The sequence below is a fragment of the Maribacter polysiphoniae genome, assembly GCF_003148665.1.
Classification (GTDB): Bacteria; Bacteroidota; Bacteroidia; order Flavobacteriales; family Flavobacteriaceae; genus Maribacter_A; species Maribacter_A polysiphoniae.
The window spans coordinates 438,637-463,135 of sequence record NZ_QGGQ01000004.1 but is presented as its reverse complement, the minus strand read 5'-3'; the positions used below and the strand labels follow the sequence as shown (position 1 = coordinate 463,135).

Here is a 24,499-nt window from a genome sequence, read left to right as displayed (position 1 = left end):
GAATAAATGACTTTTAGCGCTTGTTGTATGGTGTGTACGGTTTGAACCGGTAGTGCCAAAGCTGGTTGTAGAGTAGGGGGTAAAGTAATTTGGTTTAGCGTGCTGTTGTGTGCTCTTATTGTTTTAGTCATTTAATCTTTCGAGGTTTCTGCCCTTCAAAATTCAGGGGTGATAAAATCAAAGTATCACCACTAAGTTCAAAATCGCTTTGAACAACTTCCTCGAATTTTTGAGGATTGTGATGGTGATCTAAAGCAGGGAAAATGTGATGAAGGATTTTTTGAACAAGATAATTTTAAGGGAGGTTCGTATTGTGTGCCGCTATCAGATAACGATGGCGTTGAAAATTCGTTGCCTGACGCTTAGAATTTGAATAAGGCTGATCAAGAAGTTGGTTGGAAAATTGATCTTCCATTGATGCAACAGTCGCATGAGTAAAGTCCATCATTGTAAACTTGCTTTTTAATTTCAGTTTAGACCAATTATACTTACCTTGAAATCTATTCAAACTGAACGTATAGGGGAGGGGTTCAACCCCAAATTTTTCACACATTATTGGAAGAACAAAAAGATGGCGTTTGCCTATTTGTGACTTCCAACAAGGCGAATGTGGGAGGCTCATTCCATAGTTGTCAGTAGATGTTCTCCATAGGTTTTTCCTATGAGGTTGAATGCGCAATAACCCTGTGGCCATCTTGTCAAATTTCACAACGAAACATTTTAGCTCATTCTCTCTTTGTCCTTTTCTTGGGGATCCTTAAGAAGTATATTTCAAGATTTAATGACGACATGAAGCTCTCCTAAATCAAAAAAGTACAAGCCTTCATAAAATTCGCAATGTAGTATGGGATAGTTTCATTGGAATCTTGTAAATTCAAATGGGATTATGATCAATGTCATGATTTGGTCATAAGGTCTCCGGTATATTTGTACATTAACAATTCCTGATTTAAAACCGTGGCGAATGAAGATAAAGACTGATAAGATAAAGGAGTTGATTGCACAGATCGAAACTATCATTGTTGCCGTTAAACGGGAAGAAAAGGAAGCGAATACCCTTTTGGAACAGATTCACCCAGATTATCATAAAAGTGCCAGGAATTTAATCCATTATAACGCTTTTAGAAAGTTCGATCTCAGGACGATTCAAAAACAATTGCAGAATCTTGGTTTAACAAGATTGGCCAAAGCCGAAGGTCATTTAATGTCTAGTCTGTTAAAGACCAGATTTATCCTATACAGCCTTATTGGGGAGCATCCCGCGCAAGATTTAAAAGCGGGACTGTCCATAAAAAACGGAAAAAGACTACTGACCAAACATACAAAAGAGCTTCTGGGGAATCGCTCCAAAGGCAGAAGGGTACGCATTATGGTAACCCTGCCTACCCAAGCCGCCAATGATTATCAAATGGTGTATGATATGGTGCTGCATGGCATGAACTGTGCGCGGATCAATTGTGCCCATGATAATCCCGTGATATGGGAAAATATCATTCTGAATGTACAGAAAGCCTCAAAAGCCATTGGCAGAAAGGTAACGATCACAATGGATCTTGCCGGACCTAAAATCAGGACGGGCTATATTACCCCAGGACCCAAGATTCGAAAATTCACACCCAAACGTAATGAGAGTGGAATTGTCGTTAGTCCAACACTATTGGTTTTGGTTCCCGATATTAAGGATTCTTCCGAACCGAATACATTACCCGTCGAGTTGGAATGGCTTCAGAAATTGGAAGAGGGCGATAAGTTGACCCTAACCGATACAAGAAACAAGAAGCGAAAACTGAAGGTGATAAAAGTAGGTGATAAACAGGTGTTGTTGCATTGTGGCAAAACGTGTTATGTAAGTACGGGTACAACCTTGGAGTGCGTAAATCGCGCATTGGGAAAGGTTGTTGTTGGGGAGCTTCCTGCGATTGAGCAATCGATTTTATTGAGGACCAATGACATGCTTACGATTACAAGAGGCAATCAAATGGGGGTTCCCGCAAAATTTGATGAAGATGGGAATCTTGTTGAACAGGCGATCATCTCCTGTCAGCTTCCTGAGGTATTTGACCGCGTAAAAGTAGGGGAGACGATTTTGTTCGATGACGGAAAGATAGAAGGGCGTATCGAAAGCCTGTTTTCGGACCGTATTGAGGTACGCATTGTGCGGGCCAATGAAAAGGGATCCAAGCTGAAGGCTGAAAAGGGAATGAACTTTCCCACTACCGAGTTAGGTATCAGTGGGCTTACTGAAAAAGATAAGATCGATCTGGAGTTTGTGGTGAAACATGCCGATGTGGTCAACTTTTCCTTTGTGAATTCCAAGAAGGATGTAGAGGAGTTGTTGGCTGAATTGGAAAAATGGGATGCTGTCGATAAATTGAGTATTATTCTAAAAATAGAGACACGATTTGCATTTGATAACCTTTTCGAGATTCTTCTTACGGCTATGAAGGTTAAATATATAGGCGTAATGATCGCTAGGGGAGACCTTGCTGTTGAAACGGGTTGGGATGCCATTGGTAAGGTTCAGGAAGAAATATTGACCTTGTGCGGGGCCGCCCATGTTCCTGTGGTATGGGCCACGCAGGTGTTGGAGAATTACGCGAAAAAGGGGTTGCCCTCCAGGGCTGAGATTACCGATGCAACAGCCTCACTGAAGGCAGAATGTGTAATGTTGAATAAAGGACCTTATATCAACGATGTATTGCAATTGTTGGATAAAATTCTTTCCCGTATGGAACAATTTCATGAAAAAAATGAGAAAATGCTCCCAAAGATGGAGAAGCTATGAGCACCCTTGATTGGTTTAGGAAAGCGATAATCTATCAGGTTTTTATCGATAGGTTCAATGGCTTCGGGAAAACAAGAAATTCCCCAGGGTTTCTGGGTGGGACTATTAACGGCGTGTTACAAAAACTGGATTACTTCGTGGAATTGGGTATTAATGTGCTTTGGCTATCCCCATTTTACCAAACCCTTAATTATCATGGCTACCATATCACCGATTTTAAAAAGGTCGATCCCCACTTTGGTACTGAGGACGATTTAAAAAGACTGATTCGGGAAGCCCATAAGAAAGGGCTATATGTCATAGCGGATTTTGTGCCCAACCATTGTTCTTATCAGCATCCCTTTTTTCGAGATGCTCAGCATAATAAGAACAGTGAATATCACGATTGGTTCATTTTTGAAAATTGGCCAGATCGGTATCGTTGTTTCTTGGATTTTGGGGAGTTGCCCAAATTAAACCTGAACAATAGGGAAGCTAGGAACTACATGTTGGGGGTTGCCGATTATTGGTTGTCATTGGGTCTCGATGGTTATAGAATAGACCATGCCATAGGTCCATCACACGGGTTTTGGAAGGTGTTCAGAAAGACAATGAAGGCGAAATATCCCAAAGCCGTGTTCATAGGGGAGGTTTGGTGTGATGGGTTGGATAAAAAACTGATAAAGACCACGGGATTAAAAAATAAAACGAATAAAAGGAAATTCGGGATTTCACAGGAAGGGATTCAACTGGAGTATTATGGGGAGCTGGATGGGGTGTTGGATTTTGCCTTGAACGATATTCTGGTCGAAGCGGTCAAAAATGGGGAAGATCTGCGATCCAACAAAGAATTGAAATCCAAAATACGGAAACATTTTCAACAGGTACCCACCGATTATATTATGGTCACTTTCTTGGATAATCATGATATGGATCGGTTTCTTTTGCATTGTAATGGGGATATACAAGTTATGTTGAATGCCTTCGAAATATTGCTTTCGACCGGGCAGCCTGTGGTAATCTATTATGGTACTGAAAATTGTCGGTATAACAAGGTGCCTATCCACAATTCAATCCCCCATTCCGATTTGGCCGTAAGGGCACCATTCGATTGGGAAGGTATTAATAGGCAATTTGTTGAAGGGTTTAAAAATTTGATAACAAAATATAGAAATCAAGAGAATCAATGATTTTGAAAACGAATAGGCAAACTACAAAAGGTTGGCCTTACCCGATCGGAGCATCGCTTAAGGCCAATGGGGTTAATTTCAGTCTTTTTTCCAAGAACAGCACGGCTGTGGAGCTGTTGTTGTTCAATGACCCGGACGATTCCGAACCTAATGAAACGATAGTTCTTGATAATAAACAGAATAGAACGGAGGCCTATTGGCATGTTTTCGTTCCAGGTCTAAAGGCGGGTCAAATATATGCCTATCGCATCTATGGTCCGTTCAGTCCTGAACATGGATATCGTTTTGATTCCCAAAAAGTCTTGTTGGATCCCTATAGCAAATTGGTGGTCACACCCCGGACATATCAACGCGAGTTAGCCACCAGGCCCGGTAATAATGTCAGCAGTGCCATGAAAAGTGTTGTGGTAGATACCAGCACCTATGATTGGGAAGAAGATCGCTGTCCACGCCACTCCTTTACACAGACCATTATTTATGAACTGCATGTAAAAGGTTTTACCAAACATCCTAATTCAGGTATGGAAGAAGGAAAAAGGGGAACCTATGCGGGGTTGATAGAAAAAATACCCTATTTAAAGGATTTGGGGATTACAGCCGTGGAATTATTGCCTGTATTTCAGTTCGATAATCAGGATGCCCCAGAAGGGAAAAAGAATTACTGGGGATATAGTCCGGTATCTTTTTTCGCCCCTCATAGGGCATATAGTTCCCGTAAGGATATATTGGGACCATTGGATGAATTCCGCGACATGGTAAAAGCCTTACACAAGGCGGATATTGAAGTGATTCTCGATGTGGTCTATAACCATACCGCCGAAAATGGGGTCGAGGGACCTACCTTGTGTTTAAAGGGAATAGAAAACAAGGCCTATTACCTACTGAATGCGGATGGGTCTTATGGGAATTATTCCGGCTGTGGAAATACGATCAATGCCAACCATTCCATAGCTCGAAGAATGATTTTGGACAGTCTTCGTTTTTGGGTCTCTGAAATGCATGTTGACGGATTCCGTTTTGATCTCGCTTCCGTATTATCACGGGATGAGTTCGGTAACCCCCAACAAAATCCACCCATACTCTGGGATATCCAATCGGATCCAATCCTTGCCGGATCCAAACTCATAGCTGAAGCCTGGGATGCTGCAGGGCTCTATCAGGTGGGTAACTTTATAGGGGACAAATGGAAAGAATGGAACGGTAAGTTTCGGGATGACGTGCGTAGTTTTTTAAGAGGTGATGAAGGTTCAATATCGAATTTTGCCTCTAGGATATTGGCAAGTCCCGATCTTTATGGGCATAAAAACCAACCGGCGGATACCAGTATCAATTTCATAACCTGCCATGATGGTTTTACCTTAAATGATCTGGTCAGTTACAACGTTAAACACAATTGGGCCAATGGACAGGATAACCGGGATGGGACCAACAATAGTCTGAGTTACAACTTTGGGGAGGAAGGTCCGTCGACCGATCCGGCCGTAGAGCAGAAAAGGGAACAGCAGATAAAGAATTTCCTGGCGGTTACCCTTCTTTCTTATGGTACCCCCATGATTTTGATGGGGGATGAGATTCGAAGAACACAGCAAGGGAATAACAACGCCTATTGCCAGGATAATGAAATCAGTTGGTTCGATTGGGACCTTTTGAAGAAGAATGCATCCCTTCATCGCTTTGTTCGGGTATTGAATGGTTTTCGGTTAAATACGAATTTGAGTGAAGCCGACGATGCATTGCCTTTGATGGAATTCCTTCAGACCAAACGACAAATCGATTGGAACGGTATTCGATTGGGACAACCGGATTGGAGTCCAACTTCACATAGTTTGGCAGGCACCGTAAGGTCCGCTAAAAAGGAATCCGTGTTATTCCTTGCCTGCAATGCCTATACCGAGGACATGGAATTTGAAATTCCGGATTCCCATGATTTCAATAAGAAAAATTGGTTTCGCATTATCGATACGTCCTTGCCTTCACCGGAGGATATCGTTTTGCTCGAAAATGCGGAAATAGTGGAAGGGGATTCGTATTTGGTCAAAGCTAGGTCGGTGGTTCTTCTCATTGCACCTTCAAGTGCTTGGTTTACAGATTTTTATTCTAAAATTTAAAGCTGTATTTATAAGGTGGTTTGTGAAAATCGTTTTAAACAACACTGAACTGGTGTTTTCCATTGATTTCCCCAAAAACCATGGCTGCCGCCCCCAAGCTACCGGCAATATTGCCTAACTGGGCGGCCACGATTTCAGTGTGTCCCCCGCAATCGGGCATCATATGTTGTGTTGCGACTTTTTGGATCATATCGATATAAAATTGCCCAGCATCCGAAATTCCCCCTCCCAGAACTATTTTTTGGGGAGCGAAGGTGTTTATGAAAGAAGCAATGCCATGTCCGAGATATTCGGTATGTTCTTGAATGCTTTTTAGGGCATCAGGATCGTCCTGTTTAAATTTTTTGACAATATGGTACCCATCGATATTTTCACTGTCATCCCCCGATAATTCCTTGTAACGCCTAATCAATGCCGAGGTAGAGGCATAGGCCTCAAGACAGCCCCGACCACCACAATTGCAATCTATTCCGTTATGTTCAATGACAATATGGCCCAATTCACCGCCCCTGCTTTTGTAGCCGCTGTATACAGATCCATTGATAATAATGGCCCCGCCAATACCAGTGCCTATAGTTAGGCATACGACATCGGTACAGCCCCTTGCCGCCCCGTAATTCAGTTCGCCATACCCCATTAAATTGGCATCATTATCGACACTGACCGGTAGTTTAAAACGTTTTGAAAAATAACCGGAAAGGTCAATTTGTTCCCATCCGTCGAGGTTGTCCGCAGCACCGATAACAATTCCGTCAAAGACAATACCGGGGGTGCCGATCCCGATCCCTACAACTTGTAGCTTTTTTTCGAAAGACTCAATAAGGGCAGTTTGAATAATTTGTTCAATGGTATCTAGAATAACGTTTTTCGTGGCCTCGACCCCGATAGGGAGTTTGTGGGAGAAACGAATGGCACCTGTTTCACAGACCAAGGCCACTTTAACAAAGGTTCCCCCTAAATCGATTCCGATGGCATATTTTAAATTTTCCATGTGGGTCATGTGTCTATAGGTTTATTACTGTTTGTTTTTTTGCGGATTCATAGGCCGCATCGACAATCCGAAGTACAACTTGACCTTCGTTCAAACCTGGAATAGGGTGTTTTCTGGTCTTGATACAATCTATAAAATATTGCATTTGACGGGTGTATATGATTTGATCACAGTGTTCATCCCTTTTTGGGAGGGTAGGCACTATTTCTTCAGAGGATTCTTCCCCTTTTTTTAATTTTAAGAATGTGGGAAAAAGGCTAGCATAGCCTTCGGTGCCGAATACGCCACTGCTGGCTTCAGGTCCATCCATATGTGGGTGCCACCATCCACTTTCAATAATACTTTCCGTTCCATTGTCCCATGTAATGACGATAATCCCGGAATCGTCAACATCATAGTCCCCGAAATTTGTTGCAATCTTGGCATAGACCTGCACGGGTTTAGGGTCTCCCAGTAAGTATCTTATGGTATCAATGGCATGGACTCCCATATCGGCCAAGGCTCCACCGCCTGCCAGTTTTTTTTGGGTAAACCAGCCCGTGGGTCCCCAATTTTCATGAATACCGTATCCTTTGGTTTTGAACACTTTTCCCAATTTACCGGCATCAATGCTATCCTTGATAAATTGGGTGTCCGTATCAAAACGCCACATATGGCCTACCATGACCAATCGGTCTTTCTCATCCGCTACTTGGGCAATTTGTTCCCCTTCCCCAGCATTCATGGCCATGGGTTTTTCCAAAAATACATCCTTACCGTTCTTTAGGAATTCAATGGCATATGGCGCATGGAAGGAATTGGGGGTGCTGATGATTACGGCATCTATGGTTGGGTCTTCAACTACGGGTGTAATCGAGGAATACGCATTTTTTATACCATACTTGGATGCAAATTTTTCGGCGTTCCCCAAATGTTTGGATACAACAGCCACCAGTGCCACTTGGGGCATGGTCAAAAGTCCACGAGCATGATAATCCGATATATAACCTGCCCCGATCAGGGCGATATTTATTTTTTTCATTATTTTTTTATTTCAAATGAATCAACGATCTCACCGGCTTCATTATAAGCGTTATATTGAAGTATGCCGTTTTTTATGGTCATGTGCTGATAATACCTACCTTCCTTGAATCGTTTTTCCGCATAAGGCTCTTGGCCAATATCATCATGGTTGCCGTTGGTGCCTATGGAAACCGCATATACGGTACCTTTGTTAAAGGCGTCTACCACCTTACCATGATTTATGGGTTTAGAGCGCATGTAATAATGTATATGACCAGACATGACCATATCAACATGGTAGGTGTCAAAAATGCCGCACCATGCTTCCTGAATGTCTAAATAGGGTTCTTCAAAGTTGTAAGGAGGAAAATGGAACATGGCAAATTTCCACGTAGCCTTGGAATTCCGTAGCTGTTCCTCAATCCATTCGGTCTGGGCCTCATTCGGGTGTGTCGAATCAATCATAAGAAACAAGGCGTTACCATATTCAAAGGCATATGTGCTTTCAGGGTGAACTTCCTTAGGTCCATTTTCGGGTAAACTGAAGAGTTCGTAGTACATCCAAGCCCCTAATCCGTCTTGGCGGTCGTGGTTTCCCGGTACGGGCATTAAGGGTTTCTTGGAAAACACCTCTTTTTCATACCCGAAAAATTCATCCCACTCATTTCGATATAATCCAGTTGTTACAATATCCCCTGCTATGGAATAAAAGGAGATTTCAGGATGGCGCAAATTGGCTTTTTGAAGGTTTTCCGCCCATTTCGGGTCTTTATGCGTATCACCAAACCATATGAATGAAAAGTCAGTGGTTTGATCGGCCTCTGTTTTGAAATTATAAGGCTTTGACCAAGAATCGTCCGTTTTTGAACCGACCTTGTATTCGTAGGATGATCCATTATCAAGTCCATCCAAGTGTGCGGTATGGCGATGAATATAGCGGTCATTATACAACATACGATCTTCCATCGGTTTAGTCGTTGCATGTACAAAGACCGTATCGTTTGTTCCCGTCTTCCAGTAGGCGACATCCCCATTTTTAACCGAGGTGTCGGTTCTCCATTGGATATCGATGGAATTGGTAGGTTCCTTACTCCAAGTAAGTACAATTTGGTCGGGTTTATTGGAGGAAGGAAATACAGTCTCCCTAAAAGCTCCTTGAACATGGGCTTCCCGTGCCCGGCCCCTTACGGTGGTAAATAAAACTTGGCCTTCTAGTTCCGCGGGTAACTCGGTAATGGTTAGATCGGACCAATCGTGATAAGTGAAAGCTCCTTTTTTCATGGTTTCCAAAGAGTATTCGGAAGGGTATGTTTCTGTTATTTTGAGTTCATCGGATATGTTCTTTGGCCCAACAGTGATGAAATATACGGGTCGGTGTTTGTCAAAACCAGGGATTCCCAAATGTACCCAACCCGGTTCAAAGTCCTTTTGCCATATTTCATAGGTGTACACTTCGTTTTTAACTTGGTCCTTTGTTTTCTGAAAACCACTTTCTTTCAACCAAAATGGAATTGTTTTTTGATTGATGTTTCGCATCAACGATACCGTAACGGGTACGTTGACCTTGAAATACTGGTATTGGGTCGCCAAGACGGATTTTTCTTCTTTGGTCAAAAAGTCGAGCATAAAGGCATCGTCAATAGTAGGGTATTCATTGGGGGAAACGTTTGCATACACTCTTGTGATCACACTATCCATTACTTCTTTGATCGTGGATTCGGAGTGTTGGTTGTTCTTCGGGTCAGCAGTACAGGAAACAATAAAAAATATGACGGCTATATGTAATAATGCCCGTTTAACAATACTTTCTTTAAATAAGGATTTAGTCATGATAATTCATTGAATAAGGTCCGTAATCGGTTCATTGTGGGTTAAGGGTACTATTCTTATTTTGGGAAGAATAGGACTGATTGTTATTTGAAAAAGCATCCAATAGAAGGGTCAGGTGGTCCGTGAGGACAAAATCGATACCTTGATCCAATAATTGGAGCATATGATTCGGGGTTTCGGCTTGCACGTAATTTATGTGCACCCCATTCTTTTTGAGTCTTGCAATATCGATGGCAAGGGAATCGTTTTCGCGGCTTTTCTTGAGTTGAATGAAAGCAAACCTTTCTGCCAAGGTTTCGTCAATGTATTTTTGTCTAGAGGAGGAACGCTCCATATTGCACATTTTAATTGCGGCATTGACCTTTCTGACCTTCTTTGCGGCATCTTTTTCACAGGCGAGTATAGCTTGGTGCAACCTTTTTTCGGCAACAATCAATTTAGCCGTCTTCCTACCCAATTTTTTACCGCCTTTTAAGTGGATGTTGAGCCAAATGCTGTCTGGCATTATTTCCAACACCTCTTGCAGTGTTGGTATTTTTTCACCTTTGAATTGGATGGATTTCCATGAGCCGGCATCGAGCTTTTTTAATTCCCGAAGGGTCATTTCATGAAGGTATCCTGAACCATTGGTTGTTCGATCGACTAAAGTGTCATGCATGATTACAAGCTGTTTGTCCTTGGATAGGCGCACGTCGAATTCAATCATTTGGGCACCGAGTCTAATGGCCTCCTTAAAGGCAGCAATGGTGTTTTCGGGATGTTTTTCGACAGCTCCCCTATGGGCACAGATACCTTTTGATGGTAATTTTGGAGGTTCGGTCCGGTTCGTCCCCTTTTGTGCAAAAAGCGGCGAACTGCCCAAAACAGCCATCATCATAAGAATAAGATACTTGTAATGGTTTGTCATTCTTTAGTTTGTAATTTCATGGGTATTATGATATATCTTTTCAATAGCCATCGCAATCAGCTCCATATCGGCCTTGGTGCCCATCAGGATTTTATGGTGTAGGCAAACCGATTCATCATGATATAGGCGCTCACAAATGGGCAAAGGGAATCTTTTGGGGTCTATGGCCTTCCAATAAGCATCACTAAGTTTATAGCGGGCGGGTTTGGTGTGGGGTACATATAAGGAACAATTGTTCAATGGTTCGTAGCACGCATCGACCACAATGTTCAATTCGGCTTCAAGTGCACTTCTGAAATCCTGTACGGATAGGTCCTTAAATGCTTGCCTATCATATCTAAAGGCAAAATTGAAATATGCTTTTTTGGTTTCCCTAGGGTCCCTTTTTAAAGGGTGAATACCGGGAATGCTGTTCAATAGCTCATTCAAATAAGCCCCATTGGCATCCCTATTAGCATTCTGTTCGGGCAGCCTTTTGAGTCCCTCAACAAGAATGGCAGCTTGGAATTCGGTAATCCGAAGATTTCCTGATTGAATAAAATTGCCATCATCACCATAGTCACCTATACCTTTATCTGCTCCGATAAGGGAGTCTCCCTCGGGTCGTCGGCCACAATTTCTGAGGGCGTCCAATTTTTCGGCCAGATCAATATCGTTGGTCGTTACCGCTCCTCCTTCACCAGCGGTCAGGTGTTTGGACAACTGAAAGCTGAAACTGCCGATATGGCCTATACTCCCTGCTTTTTGTCCTTTCCACTCACCACCGTGTTTATGGGCGCAATCTTCAACAACGAAGAGATTATGTTCCTTGGCGATGGCCATAATGGCATCCATATCGGAAAATCCACCATAAAGGTGTACAGGTATAATCGCCTTTGTTCTGGGGGTGATGGCTTTTTTGACCGCTTCCGGGTCAATACACCATGTATCCTCAAGAACATCGACTAAAATAGGGGTAGCGTTAACATCAATTACTGTTGCGGCCGTCGCTTGCCAAGTAAGTCCGGGAATGATTACCTCGTCTCCATACCCAACACCCAATGCCTCAAGAGCGATTTGCAGGGTAACCGTTCCGTTAACGGTACAGATCGAATGCTTAACACCGGTAAATTCGGCAAATAGTTTGTTGAACTCGGTTTCCTTTGGTCCATTATAAGACCATACACCGCTATGAAGCACTTCGATGAGGGCCTTCTCTTCTTCTTGGCCCCAAACCGGCCATTGGGGCCATGGATTTGCTTTTATGTCACGGGCAGGAGTACCTCCCTGTATCGCTAATTTCTTCATTCTGTTATATTTTTAACCTACTTCGTATTGGGTTGTCGCGCATAGTTGTTCAATCGATCACCTTAGGGGATGGACCCACGTTATAATCGGTTCGGTCTACATTCCATCCTTCGACCTTGATTTCCACATCGGTATCCACGTTGAAAGTGGCCCGTATGGTACGTTCTTCCTGGGGTATTAGGCTTATGAAATTGTCATCCCATAAAACAGGGACTATGACTTCCCCACTTTTCTTGTTTATTATCTTCATATGAACCAAGAATGCAATGCAATCGTTACTGTTCTTTAGGGTCACAACCGCCACTTGTTCCCCTTTTTTCCTTTCGATGTGATAGGAGACGTCCAAGGAGATGTTTGGCAACTTGCTTAGGGCTTTTAGGTTGGCGTATTGTTTGCTGGGGGTATGGAAGGCAAATTCGCCAAGATCGGCCTCATAGTCCAACGTTTCTTCTTGGGTAGACAACCAGTAAAAGTTCGTGCTGATTTGTTTTTTTTCTGAATCGAACAGACGAAGGTTTACAAAATAGGTTGATGAAAGATTTTCCAACGAATCCAAGGGCAACAATGATACTGCTGAATCCGGGGATGCATTGAACGTTTTTTCCGCTTCAAATCGTATTTCCGAGTTTATATCGTATACCTGGACCTGGGCAGTCAAATCCATAACGCTATGCAGGTAATCGTTTACGGCATAAATTTGATGATCTCCATAATTATAGATGAGCTGCAATGGGGCACATGCTTTTTGTACGGCATAAAAGGCCGCAGTTGGCAATAGGTAATAATCATATAATTGCCAGTACATTTTTGGCCATGCTGCATTGAGCATCCACTGAACAACACCTGTGGCCTTCTTTTTATTCACCTGAAAGGCTTCGAACATAGGGCGCATAAGCTCATAGTTCATGGCTTGGGCCTTTTTGTCGAATTCCTCAATCGATTCAGGTGTGCCATAGCGCTCATTGATTGCCTTTGTAAAACGGCTTAGATCGGCGAACTCGTACATGCCGCAATGATAGTCCCAAGTTTCATTGATGGGCCACAGTTTGTCTTCGGGGATAAACTTCCTTAAACTATCCAATTGGGGTACTTGGGCACCAGGACCGGTTTCGGTATTGAAACCATAGGCCCCTCCGAATTTGGTGTCGGTAAACCAGTATATAGGGGCTGTATAAGCGTAAGGTCCGAGCATTTTAACGCCTGATGAACCGCTGATTTCACTGATTACATCCTCACTGCCGATGACATGTTGGTCACTGCCCACACCACCCGTAGAATTTAGATAGGGGCGGGTAGGGTCATATTCGGAGAAGGTTTCTATATATTTTTCTTCCAATTCGGTAATGGGAACTTTGTCACTGGCCACCGTCCATACAAAAATGCTGGGGTGGTTGCGCAGCCAAATGACCTGATCTTCCCAAGCTTGGGCTACGTGTGCAATGTCCTCTTTCTTATATACCCCCCCGAATCGTTCGTTTACGGGCACACCCATATGGATTTCATGCTCCCAATGGCAACTCCATCCGACCATTAACAGAATTCCATGTTCGTCGCAGAGGTCATATAGTTTTTTATCATTCCCCCAAAAGCCTTCGAGGCGAATACAGTTGAGGTTCATTTGTTTTACATAGTTTACCTGGGCCTCTATTTTTTCATGGGTATCCATCAACAAAAGATCATCTGTCCACCCAGCTCCCTTGATCAATACTTTTTTGCCGTTTATCTTGAATCCGCGATGGGTATCGTCCAACCAATAATCGGAGACCTGTCGAATGCCGAAACGGGTACTTGTGGTACTCGAGGTCTGTTCATCGATTTTGAAGGTCAAATCCAGATGGTATAAATGGGGTTCACCCATGTGTATGGGCCACCAAAGTTTTGGGTCTTTAATAAGTAATTGGGGAAATTCAGTGGGATCCACTTTGATGGTCTCTTTGCCTTTCGGGGGTACTGTAATGGGCAATGTAAATCTGATATTACCTATCGTACCTATCAATGTTCCCGATATGGCCAGTGCACTATCGTTATGAAGTTCCGTTGCTATTAAAAGTTTTGCCTCGGTATTGCCGTTATAATGAAGGGCTGTTTGTACAAATGGATTCTCAATATGTACGCCACCGTGCAAAAGGAGTGTTACAGGACGAAATATGCCCATATTCCCATCCGGTGGGGCGGGATTCCAATCGACAAATCCAGTGCTGAAATCACCCGGTTTGGGAGGGATGACCTCCACGGCCAAAATATTGTTCCCAACCGTAGTATATGTACTAATGTCAAAGGAAGTACGACGATACGCCCCATCGACAGTCTTACTATCGGCAATCAAATGGCCGTTGAGCCAAATGTTGGCTTTGTAATTGATTCCGTCAAAATTCAAATGGGCAAATAGGTCGGCCTGTTCGGGATGGATTGTAAATTTGGTGATAAACCACCAAGGAGTCTTGAACTGTTGGGTTGGGATAGCCTTGAGATTCTCACCAAAATAAGGATCTTCGTACACTTTGTTTGCGACCAAAGCCCCCAAAACCGTAGTGGGGACCTGGGTCTGTAACCAGTTTGTTGAAAGATTGGGATCGGTAGAGATCTCCTGTCCTGTTTGGGAAATATGTTCGGAAGATTGGATTTTCCAGTCTTCTGTCAATTTGATTTTGAAGGTTTTGTTCAACATAGGCATTACATTATGATTCCTTCGATTTTCTATATTTTTTTAAGTTTGATTTTGCTTTCCATATCATACCTCCTCCAATAGCGATTAGAAGTAATCCGGCAACCATGTCCGTCATATGTTCTACAAAAGTTTCGGTAAAGATCATTGCAAAAAGAACAATAACCCCAAAAGCCATAATGAAAAACCCAAGGGCATTGTTAATTTGAGCGGCCTTAATTCCCGCATTTATTTCATTTGTCTCCATACTTTTTGATTAAGGGGTTAAAAATGATTATAGATCGATGCCAATATGGATAGCACGGCAATTGACCATAGTTTTAAATTGTTCCACCAGTGGCGATCTTCCTTGGCTATACCCTCGTAAATGTACTCATTGGGCAATAGCAGCACTAAAAGACCTATTAGTGCATACAAGGAAAGAAATATCATTTTTGCAGTTTCTTGCGAAACACCGGAAAGCCAGTCAAAATTGAACATATTACAGTTTTTTGTTTTTTACCAAAATTTTAGAACTAAACACCAAGCCTTGCAATTCCTCCTCCGAATGTTTCTTGGTCAATAAACTAACAACCACATTTATGATGGCCCCTAATAGGAATGACCACCAGGAAATATAAAGGAAAGGATCTTCTATGGTAAAGAATTGCTCTTTAAAGACATTTAGATAAATGGCAAATCCAATACCAATCACCAATGCCGAAAGTCCACCCCATTCCGTAGTTCTTTTCCAGAATATACCCAATAGGAGAATGGAGAATATCGGCCCTTGGAAATAAGACATAAAGGTTTGTATGGCAACATAAATACCAGGGAAATCACTGCTTATTGGTGAGGTGGCCACACCGATTATCAACAACACAAGGGTGGTTATCTGTCCCACCTTTAAATAATGTTTGTCACTGGCACCTTTTTTAATAAACGGTTCGTAAATATCCTTCGTAAATAAGGTTGCCGTGGAATTCAACAATGAATCCACACTGGACATTAAGCCCGCGAAGAATGCTGCAAACATCAAGCCTACCAAACCAGGAGGTAGAATCGATTTGATCATCAATGGAAGGGCTTGGTCACCGTCTGCCAATCCGGGATGGACTACCACAGCCATAAGACCCGGAAACAAAACCAATATGGGAATGAACATTTTAAGGGCAGAACCAAAAATCATACTTGCTTTTGCGTGCCATTCGTTTTTGGCGGTAAGGCAGCGCTGTACAATAGACTGGTTGCCTATCATATACGCGTTGGCCATAACAAAGGTCAGGCCGAATAAAATCCCTGTCCAGGGGAAGGGGGATTTCGTATCCTGTGGTTGAATGATATCGAAATGGTTTCTATACTCAGGTCCCATTGTTGCAATTTTGTCGACCATACTATCCCAACCCCCAACTTCGTAAAGACTGAGAAAAACCAGGGCAAACCCTCCAATGAACATGATGACGAATTGCACGACATCGGTCATGATCACTGCGGTGATCCCACCAAAATAAGTATAAAGTCCGACTACCCCTGCAGTGGAAATAATGGAAATCCATATGGGCCAACCCATAAGAACATTCAATAGTACCGCACTGGCCCAAAAAAGAACACCCAAATCCAAGGCAAAAAACATGATCCAGGTTACGGAAGCAATGGTCCTTACCTTTTGGTTATACCTTCTTCCCAGATATTCAGGGATGGTATACATTCCTCCCCGCCAGAAATAAGGGATAAAAATAAATGCCGCCAATAACATGGCAGGTACAGAGCCCACCCAGTCGAAATTCCCTACTGAGATTCCATAACGATAGGCTTGTCCTGAAACCCCTACAAAATCCAAGGCCCCAATATCCGAAACAACGATAGACATACCAATGGCCCAAAAAGGTAGGCTTTTGCCCCCAAGAAAGTAGTCTTCCGAACTATTAACGAATTTTTTAAAATAGAGTCCTAGTAATAACATTCCCACGATGTAGGCGATTACAATAAAATAGTCGATTCCTGAAAGCATATTGAATATTGTTAGATGATATGTACAAATTAAAATTAATTGAAATCAAATGGTTTATTATATCTTGTTTGATTTACATGATATTTCAACCTAAGGGGTGTTTTAGGTGATTTAAAGGGTACTAATAAGTTAATATATGTATAGTTTTTGGCGTCTATATATATAGGATACCATAGAGCCATAGTAAATAATAGGATACTGTATACGAGGGGCCGTGCAATAGGGGTGACTTCCGTAAGGGGTAAAATATCTGAATATGGCGATATAATATAAGGTGTGATGCACTCTAAGAGCGGTAATGTTTCAATTGCCTAATGGCGCCCCTGTAATTAATAGGGTTGAATCGGAATGTGTCATTGAAGTCTTCTTAAAGTTTTTCGCTTAGAATTGATGATATCTTAACTATTATTTGTTTTTATCATAAAACAGGGGGTGCATAGGTTAAAAAAACATATATAATTAATAATATACCATGTAATTATAAGAAGGAATTAAAATAGTTTTGTGAAACTCACATTCAAAAAAACCTAATAATCAACCTTTTAAAAAAATGAAATAATATGAAAAAACGAAAAACGAACTTGTTACTACTCTTGATATTCAGCATGTTTGCTGGGAGTATAGTGGCACAACAAGAGGTAACGGGAGTAGTCAATAGTACCGATGGGGAATTATTACCAGGGGTTTCGGTTGTTTTAAAAGGAACCATAACGGGAGTAAGTACTGATTTTGATGGAAATTATACCATCCAAGTACCGGATAGTAATGCCGTACTTGTTTTTTCCTATTTGGGAATGACTACCCAAGAGGTGGTTGTCGGTAACCGATCAACCATAAATGTGTCTTTGGAAACGTCTTCCGAGGCGCTTGATGAAGTAGTTGTTACGGCATTGGGTATTTCCAGGGAAAAGAAGTCCCTAGGGTATTCAGTTTCAGAAGTACAAGGAGAAGAACTTACTACCGTGACGCAGGAGAACGCCTTGAACGCCTTAAACGGTAGGGTTTCCGGGGTTCAGATTAATTCTACGGGTGGTGCAGGATCAACTGTAAGTGTTATTCTTCGTGGAGCCTCTTCATTAACAACGGATAACCAGCCTTTATATGTGATTGATGGGGTGCCGCTTTCAAGTGGTCTAACCAATATTGGTAGTACAGGTAGTGGTATTGCTGTGGATTATGGTGGTGGTATCGGTGATATAAACCCAGATGACATAGCCAACGTATCCGTCTTAAAAGGACCCAGTGCTGCTGCACTTTATGGTTCTAGAGGTGCCAATGGTGTTATCATGATCACTACAAAATCGGGTAAAAAAAGTAAGGGCCTAGGAATTTCATTTAGTTCAAGTAACGTATATGAATCACCTTACAAATTTTTGGAAAAGAGCACTCGTTTTGCAAACGGTAGTCGACCAGACCCTACCATTACCCAAATTGATGAAACTGCATCCGGGTGGATCGGTCCAGAATTGGATAAAGGATTAAGTGCGGTTCAATGGCCTTATACCGCAGAAGAAATTGCAAGTGGTGTTGCAGCTGCCACACCTTTGACTTCAAGGGGTAAGAACAATGCCAAAAATTTCTTTCAATCTGCATATACATTAACAAATACGATTGCAGTAGAGAATAATACCGATCGAATGAACTATCGTATGTCTTATACCAATATGAGACACGAAGGTTTTATCCCAAATTCTGATTTACACCGAAATAACTTTGGTATCAATAGTAGTTTTGATGTCAATGATAAAATGAAAATTACGGCAAGTTTGAAATATTCTATTTCGGGTGCGGATAATAGACCATCAACCACCGAAAGAAATGCAAACCCATTACAGGCTGTATATGATATTAACCCACATATTGATATTCGCGATTTACGGGATTATTGGTTGGTAGAGGGGCAGACTCAGAATACACCCTATAATTTTGGGGATGATCCATCTGATTTTGAATATAACAACCCTTATTTCATGGCCTATGAAATAAACAATGGCTTTGAGAGAAAAAGACTGATGGGTAATGTTCAAGTGGACTACAAGTTTACAGACAAGCTTTCTTTAATGGTGCGTTATGCTTATAATGATTCCCATGAAGAAAGGGAAACCAAGATATCAAGTGGTTTCAGTAGGGAAATGAACGGGGCCTATGGCTTGCAAAACCTTAATGGAGTAGAAAGCAATGGTGACTTTTTACTGTCGTACAGGGATAAATTGAGTGAAAATTTTGATTTTGGTTTATCTGGTGGTGGAAATGTAAGAAACGTAAATAACAGTTTCGTTTCTACCCAAACAAAAAATGGGGGTTCAGGTTTGATTATACCGAATTTATTCCTCCTGTCCAATATTGCATCTGACAACATTGATTATGATGAAACACGATCAAAAGAGCGTGTAAATAGCTTGTATGCCTTAGGTAATATTAGTTATAAGGATATGGTGTATGTAGATGCAACCCTTAGAAACGATTGGTCAAGTACCTTGCCGGAAAGCGAAAACAGCTTCTTGTATCCTTCTATTTCATCAAGTATATTGGTGAACAACATATTTGATATGGGCCCTAATGTGTCTTTATTCAAGTTGCGTGTTGGTTGGGCACAGGCAGGTAATGATACCAGTCCACACAACTTGTATGCTATCTTAAGCAATTCTGGGGATTGGGGTGCCGCATCCCAATTGACTGTAGATGAAGCATTGAAAAACGATAAAATCAAGGCAGAGCTTAACACCTCCACGGAATATGGTGTTGATCTTTCGCTTTTCAAAAATCGTTTGAGTATGGATTTCACCTACTATGAGTCCAATAACGAAAATCAAATATTTCAAAAATCCCTTCCGATATCTTCCGGGGCGACAAGTAAACTTTTTAATGCAGGTAACCTGAACAGTAAAGGTTTTGAGGCTAGTTTGGGCGGAGTATTGATTGATAGTAAGGATTTACGTTGGAATGTGAACCTAACCTATACTACGAACAAAACGATTATCACTGAATTGGCAGATGGAACCGATTATGTAAGGTTTTGGAATCAAGCAAAAGGTGGTGCTTTTACCTGGGTAGGTGAAGAAGTAGGTCAGATTGTTGATAGGGATTTCGTTCGGGTAGAAGATGTAAATTCACCTTATTACGGATGGCCTTTGTTGGATGATGAAGGATGGGAAAATAGTGACAGTACGTTGTCTGATGAGGACGGCAACAGGGTTGCTCCTGTTATTGGGAATTATAACCCAGATTTCAAAATGGGTCTTCAGACATCCATCCAATACAAAAATTGGAATTTATCCATGAACTTCGACTGGAGAAAAGGCGGACAGTTCGTTTCACAGACACACCGTTATGGAGAATCTGATTTACAAACCACAAGATGGCTGGATAAAGTTTATAATTTAAGTGATGTTGGAGATATTCCAACCTATATTAGGGAAAATGCAGATGTTTTCTTATCACCCGATGGAGACTTTTATCCACTTGTTGGAGGGCCAACAGCTGCAGATGGTGGTTTTCCGGTTGATGGTTTGAACGATGGTGTATTCTTACCTGGTGTTATTGGAACCTATGATGATGATGGTAATTTTATTGCCGATCAAGAAAACATCGGTGGTCCAGGTACGCAATACCATACCTATGGTGATAACTACGCTTGGGATTTTACCAGAGCTTCTACCTTTGATGCGGATTATGTAAAACTTAGACAAATTTCAATTGGCTATACATTCTCTAGCAAAATAGCCGAGAAATTGGCAATGCGCAACCTATCGCTTTCATTGTTCAGTCGTAATATCATTTTATGGACAAAAGCCGGAATCAATATTGATCCAGAATCTGCTTTTCAATATTCCAACGGGAACCTTTCTCAAGGTGTTGAAAGGTATAATATTCAGCCTTGGGCGATACCTGTAGGTATAAAATTAAACGCAAGTTTCTAAATAAAATAAAAAATAATAAGAATATGAAATCAGTTAAAAACATAGCATTACTATTTCTATTTGTTCCATTGTTAGTTATAGTTTCTTGTGATGATGGGCTTGTTGAAATAAATGAAAACCCAAATGGGGTAGAATCCAGTGAGGTTGATCCCAATTTATTGATCAGCTCGGTAATGACCGGCTTGGCAACAAGTACCACAAGTAGGGGTTATTCTGGTGATACAGGGGCTGCATCGCAGTTCATACAGAAAGATTCTTGGTCGAACAATCGTTACGATTGGGAAACGGGTTCTATCTGGAATGATAATTACGAACTTTTAAGAACCAACAAAGTAGCTTATGAAAGAGCGGTAGAACTTGGTTTACCTTTTCATGAGGGTGTTACCTTGATTTTAAAATCAATGTTGTTCGGTAATTTAACCGACTATTATGGTGATATTCCTTATACTGAAGCCTTAAAAGGAAGTGATTTGGAAGGAGAGCGCCCAACCTATGATACCCAAGAGACCGTTTATAAGGGTATTATTGCGGATTTGGAAACTGCATCAAGCCTTTTAGGTGCTTCAAGTTACCAAGGAGTGGTAGAAAAACAAGATGTATTTTACGGAGGCGATGCCTCAAAGTGGCAAAAATTGGCCAATTCCTTGGCCTTACGCTATTATATGCGTTTATCTGAAAAATTACCTGCTTTCGCCCAAGCCGGGGTTACAACTACACTTGCAAAACCTTTGATCAGTGAAATTGAAGACGAACTGGTCCTAAGTTATATTGGAGGTATTGATAGTCAATCTTGGCCAAGTAGTGGACAGTTTGGTTCAGCATCTGATTTTTACAGGGTAAAACCCTGTACAACCCTAACAGATAAGCTGAAGGAGTTGGAAGATCCAAGAATAGCTGTTTGGTTTGCACCCGTTGCAGTACCTACGAAGGTGGTACCTGCAGCAGAAGTACCTGGCGGTGGTGACATGGCTGAAGAAGATGGTATTCGCTATATCAGCGAAGAATCCTTGGATGCCAATGATTATGCGATATACACCCAAGCAACATACGCCGCGGATTTACAAGCAGGTAAAAAACTAATAGATACCAGCAGCGTTTATGTGGGTCTACCTGTGGCTGTAAGTGCTGTTGATCCTTATGAGTATAATTTGAACTCAGAGGGTTCAAGAGGGGGTACAAATTCCTATGTGTCAAGAATGAATGAAGTGTTTAACCAGAAAGATGATGGTGGGAACTTGTTAAAAGCCAGATTGTTTTCTTATGCGGAATTGTCATTCCTAAAAGCGGAAGCAGCCATACGAGGTTGGGGTTCCGATGCGGAAGGGAATTACTTGGAAGGTATCAAGGCCTCCTTGGAAGTTTGGGGTGTTGGTGATACCTATTCCGATTATATTATGAATGCAGGAGTTGCCTATAGTGGTACTTTGGAACAGGTTCTGGAACAAAAGTGGATCGCCAATATGTTCAATGGGGATGAGGCCTATATGGATTGGAGAAGAACCGGGCTACCTGATTTAAGCGCTGGACCTTTTGCCAGGGAAGACGTAATGCCTCTAAGATTTATCTATCCAGATGATGAAATCAATAATAACAGTGTAAATAACAGTGCTGCGGCAGCTTCTTTGGAAGGAACCCCTTATAGTACTACCGATCCCAATGATAGCCCTTACGCTAGACCATGGATTGTACAAGGTGTGGCCACACCATGGTAATACAATGTTATTAAAAAATAAAATGATTTATTTTCATTTGTTGTTTGAGTTAATTAGTTGGAATTACCTGGGGAAACCCAGGTAATTTTCTTTATGATAAACCCAGGTTTGGGGTATCCCTTTGGAAGTTAATGTATGTTGGGTATCGCAACAGACAGTCAAGAATTAAATTTTGGATATGGATAATAAATTACGACCTTGTTTACTATTCCTTTGTTTCTTATTTGTCGCAATACAAACAAGGGCCCAGAAAGTCAATAAATTTCCAAGCAAAACCGACCCCTTACATAAAAAGGTGGCCCAATTTGATAAATTGATGTTGGGGAATCATTGGAATGAGGGTGCGATTATGCAACATGTTATTTTTCCTCCAGCAGGTTTGGATAGACCCATTGTCGGTTCCCAGGCCGACTGTTTAGACCCAACTTCCGAAATGTTGGCCGCCTATTCCCATAAATACGCACTTACTAAAGATGAAAAGGATAGGGACATTGCCAACCAGATTTTTGAAGCCATATTAAAACTGGAGAAAGTTACGGGGGTAAGTGGCCTTGTTGCCCGAAGTTTCAACCAAACCGATGAGCCGTTATGGCATGAAGAGGTGATGTGGTACCATGAGTGGCATCAATCCACATCCATGCCGGGTTATCGATGGTTGGGCGATTTAAGTGCGGATAAATTCACTTCGATTTTCTATGGAGTAGGTACTTTTTGGGAAATCTGTGCTGACGCCGAATACAAAGATAAAGCAGCCGGACTATTGGATCGATTTATTGGGCGGGTCATAGACAACAATTTTAAACTTACAGACCTTGACGGCAAAATGACCTTATGGGGCAATTTTTGTCCCGATCTTCCGCATCAATCCCTTAATTCCCTAGAAATGTTGGCGGCACTTAAGGTTACACACCGCATTACGGGCAAAGAACGTTTTAACGCGGCGTATCATATGCTTATCGACCGCTATCAGTATGATGATCATCAAATCAATTCTAAAATTCTATTTCCTAAAGAATGGCGGAATGTAGGGGACGATTACCATGCCGCACGTTCCCTTTATATGTTGATGCGTTTTGAAGACGACCCTAAGCTATTGAATAAGTACAGAATGAACCTCAATCGACACTGGTACGATTGGAAAGACATCGAGTTCACATGGGAAAGTACTATTTGGTTTGTTATGGTTTACCAAGTACTCACGGGTGAAGATATCATGACGGAGGAGAGAAGGCAGGCCATAAAAGATATGTGGGGATTCGAACGTCGTATGAAGGAGTTCAATATCCCTCAAAAAGACGGAAGCTTTAAAAAAGTGAAATCGGAGGAAGAAAGAACGGCCGCGGCCATGATCCGTAACTATTGGTTTGGAAGATATTATGGCATTATAGATGAAAAATGGTAAATTGAAATCGGAAGCATGAAAATATTTTATACCGTCCTTATTGTTTTAATGGGCACTTCGATCATCTTTTCGCAGGACTTGCGTAAACCGCCGGAAGGTATGGTCCTAGTGGCGGAAGGAGGCTTTATTATGGGTAGCAAGTATGGTGACCATGATGAGCAACCCCAGCAAATAGCATATACAAAAGCTTTCTTTATTGACAAGTATGAAATAAGCAATACGGAGTTTGCCAAATTCGATCCCAATTTTGAATTTCCAGCCTCAAAAAAGGATAATGCTGCCATCGTTACTTGGTCTCAGGCCGATGCCTATGCCAAATGGGCCGGAAAGCGATTGCCCACCGAAAAGGAGTGGGAAAAAGCAGCAAGGGGAATTGACGGTCGCGTATTTCCTTGGGGAAACACCTATGATAACACCTATGTTGTTTGGGACCAAAAAAGTACAAGGGGTACCTCGATTGCCAAACCCGCAAGTCCCTACGGTTGTTATGATATGGCTGGGGGTGTATGGGAATGGACGGCCGATTGGTACAAACCCTATCCAGGCAATAATACCCCTATGGAGCAGTATGGGGAAAAGTATAAAGTTATGCGCGGTGGTTCTAATTTTAATAACCATTCGTTTGTCCGTACCTCGCAACGGTACTATGTATTGCCTGAAAAGATCAGTAATTACCCTGTTGGGTTTAGATGTGTCTTGGATATTGAATAGAAGTAGCAATCGAGAATTCA

At 41.9% G+C, this 24,499-nt stretch carries 17 protein-coding genes; 7 read left to right on the top strand and 10 right to left on the bottom strand.

The window, feature by feature from the left end:
• Positions 1-295 precede the first annotated feature (295 nt).
• Positions 296-709 carry a hypothetical protein gene (locus LX92_RS11745; protein ID WP_146197823.1) on the bottom strand — a complete coding sequence of 138 codons (414 nt, stop codon included), beginning with the start codon at positions 707-709 and terminating at the stop codon, positions 296-298.
• Between the two features lie 255 nt (positions 710-964).
• On the opposite strand from LX92_RS11745, the gene LX92_RS11740 reads away from it, so the two are divergent.
• Genes LX92_RS11740 through glgX form a run of 3 tightly spaced genes read left to right on the top strand, consistent with a single transcriptional unit; the run spans position 965 to position 6,062 of the window.
• Positions 965-2,785, top strand: coding sequence for a pyruvate kinase (locus tag LX92_RS11740; protein ID WP_109650726.1), 1,821 nt, complete (start codon positions 965-967; stop codon positions 2,783-2,785).
• Positions 2,782-3,954 carry an alpha-amylase family glycosyl hydrolase gene (locus LX92_RS11735; protein ID WP_109650724.1) on the top strand — a complete coding sequence of 391 codons (1,173 nt, stop codon included), beginning with the start codon at positions 2,782-2,784 and terminating at the stop codon, positions 3,952-3,954. Before LX92_RS11740 ends, LX92_RS11735 begins: the two co-directional genes overlap by 4 nt.
• A complete protein-coding gene (gene glgX / locus LX92_RS11730; RefSeq protein ID WP_109650721.1) occupies positions 3,951-6,062 on the top strand; it encodes a glycogen debranching protein GlgX in 2,112 nt (703 codons plus the stop codon). The genes LX92_RS11735 and glgX overlap by 4 nt, the downstream gene beginning before the upstream one ends.
• Positions 6,063-6,096: 34 nt before the next feature.
• Here glgX and LX92_RS11725 read toward each other — a convergent pair whose 3' ends face one another.
• Genes LX92_RS11725 through LX92_RS11685 form a run of 9 tightly spaced genes read right to left on the bottom strand, consistent with a single transcriptional unit; the run spans position 6,097 to position 16,734 of the window.
• Complete coding sequence (locus LX92_RS11725) at positions 6,097-7,062, bottom strand: ROK family protein (protein ID WP_211315866.1); 966 nt, start codon at positions 7,060-7,062, stop codon at positions 6,097-6,099.
• A 4-nt stretch (positions 7,063-7,066) separates the two neighbouring features.
• Entirely contained in the window at positions 7,067-8,074 is a 1,008-nt protein-coding gene (locus tag LX92_RS11720) for a Gfo/Idh/MocA family protein (RefSeq protein WP_109650719.1), read from the bottom strand.
• Entirely contained in the window at positions 8,074-9,885 is a 1,812-nt protein-coding gene (locus LX92_RS11715) for a purple acid phosphatase family protein (protein WP_109650717.1), read from the bottom strand. Before LX92_RS11715 ends, LX92_RS11720 begins: the two co-directional genes overlap by 1 nt.
• Positions 9,886-9,916: 31 nt before the next feature.
• Complete coding sequence (locus tag LX92_RS11710; protein ID WP_109650715.1) at positions 9,917-10,792, bottom strand: glycerophosphodiester phosphodiesterase; 876 nt, start codon at positions 10,790-10,792, stop codon at positions 9,917-9,919.
• Positions 10,793-10,795: 3 nt separating this feature from the next.
• A complete protein-coding gene (locus LX92_RS11705) occupies positions 10,796-12,079 on the bottom strand; it encodes a DegT/DnrJ/EryC1/StrS family aminotransferase (protein ID WP_109650713.1) in 1,284 nt (427 codons plus the stop codon).
• 49 nt (positions 12,080-12,128) lie between these two features.
• Positions 12,129-14,747 (bottom strand): glycoside hydrolase family 2 protein, encoded by a 2,619-nt coding sequence (locus LX92_RS11700; protein ID WP_170117838.1) that lies wholly within the window; start codon positions 14,745-14,747, stop codon positions 12,129-12,131.
• A gap of 10 nt (positions 14,748-14,757) precedes the next feature.
• Positions 14,758-14,991: a manganese efflux pump gene (locus LX92_RS11695; protein WP_109650709.1), complete on the bottom strand. Its 234-nt coding sequence runs from the start codon at positions 14,989-14,991 to the stop codon at positions 14,758-14,760.
• Between the two features lie 17 nt (positions 14,992-15,008).
• Positions 15,009-15,224, bottom strand: coding sequence for a hypothetical protein (locus LX92_RS11690; protein ID WP_109650707.1), 216 nt, complete (start codon positions 15,222-15,224; stop codon positions 15,009-15,011).
• A 1-nt stretch (position 15,225) separates the two neighbouring features.
• The gene (locus LX92_RS11685) at positions 15,226-16,734 is read right to left on the bottom strand and encodes a sodium:solute symporter family protein (RefSeq protein WP_109650705.1); all 1,509 of its coding nucleotides are present in this window, start codon (positions 16,732-16,734) and stop codon (positions 15,226-15,228) included.
• 560 nt (positions 16,735-17,294) lie between these two features.
• Between LX92_RS11685 and LX92_RS11680 the strand changes: the two genes are divergently transcribed.
• The 4 genes from LX92_RS11680 to LX92_RS11665 all read left to right on the top strand — a co-directional run bounded on the left by LX92_RS11680 (position 17,295) and on the right by LX92_RS11665 (position 24,479).
• A complete protein-coding gene (locus tag LX92_RS11680) occupies positions 17,295-20,654 on the top strand; it encodes a SusC/RagA family TonB-linked outer membrane protein (protein ID WP_109650703.1) in 3,360 nt (1,119 codons plus the stop codon).
• A 23-nt stretch (positions 20,655-20,677) separates the two neighbouring features.
• Positions 20,678-22,366, top strand: coding sequence for a SusD/RagB family nutrient-binding outer membrane lipoprotein (locus LX92_RS11675; protein WP_146197822.1), 1,689 nt, complete (start codon positions 20,678-20,680; stop codon positions 22,364-22,366).
• 178 nt (positions 22,367-22,544) lie between these two features.
• On the top strand, positions 22,545-23,768 hold the full coding sequence (locus tag LX92_RS11670) for a hypothetical protein (RefSeq protein WP_109650699.1): 1,224 nt from the start codon (positions 22,545-22,547) through the stop codon (positions 23,766-23,768).
• A 15-nt stretch (positions 23,769-23,783) separates the two neighbouring features.
• Positions 23,784-24,479 (top strand): formylglycine-generating enzyme family protein, encoded by a 696-nt coding sequence (locus LX92_RS11665; RefSeq protein ID WP_109650697.1) that lies wholly within the window; start codon positions 23,784-23,786, stop codon positions 24,477-24,479.
• Positions 24,480-24,499 lie beyond the last annotated feature (20 nt).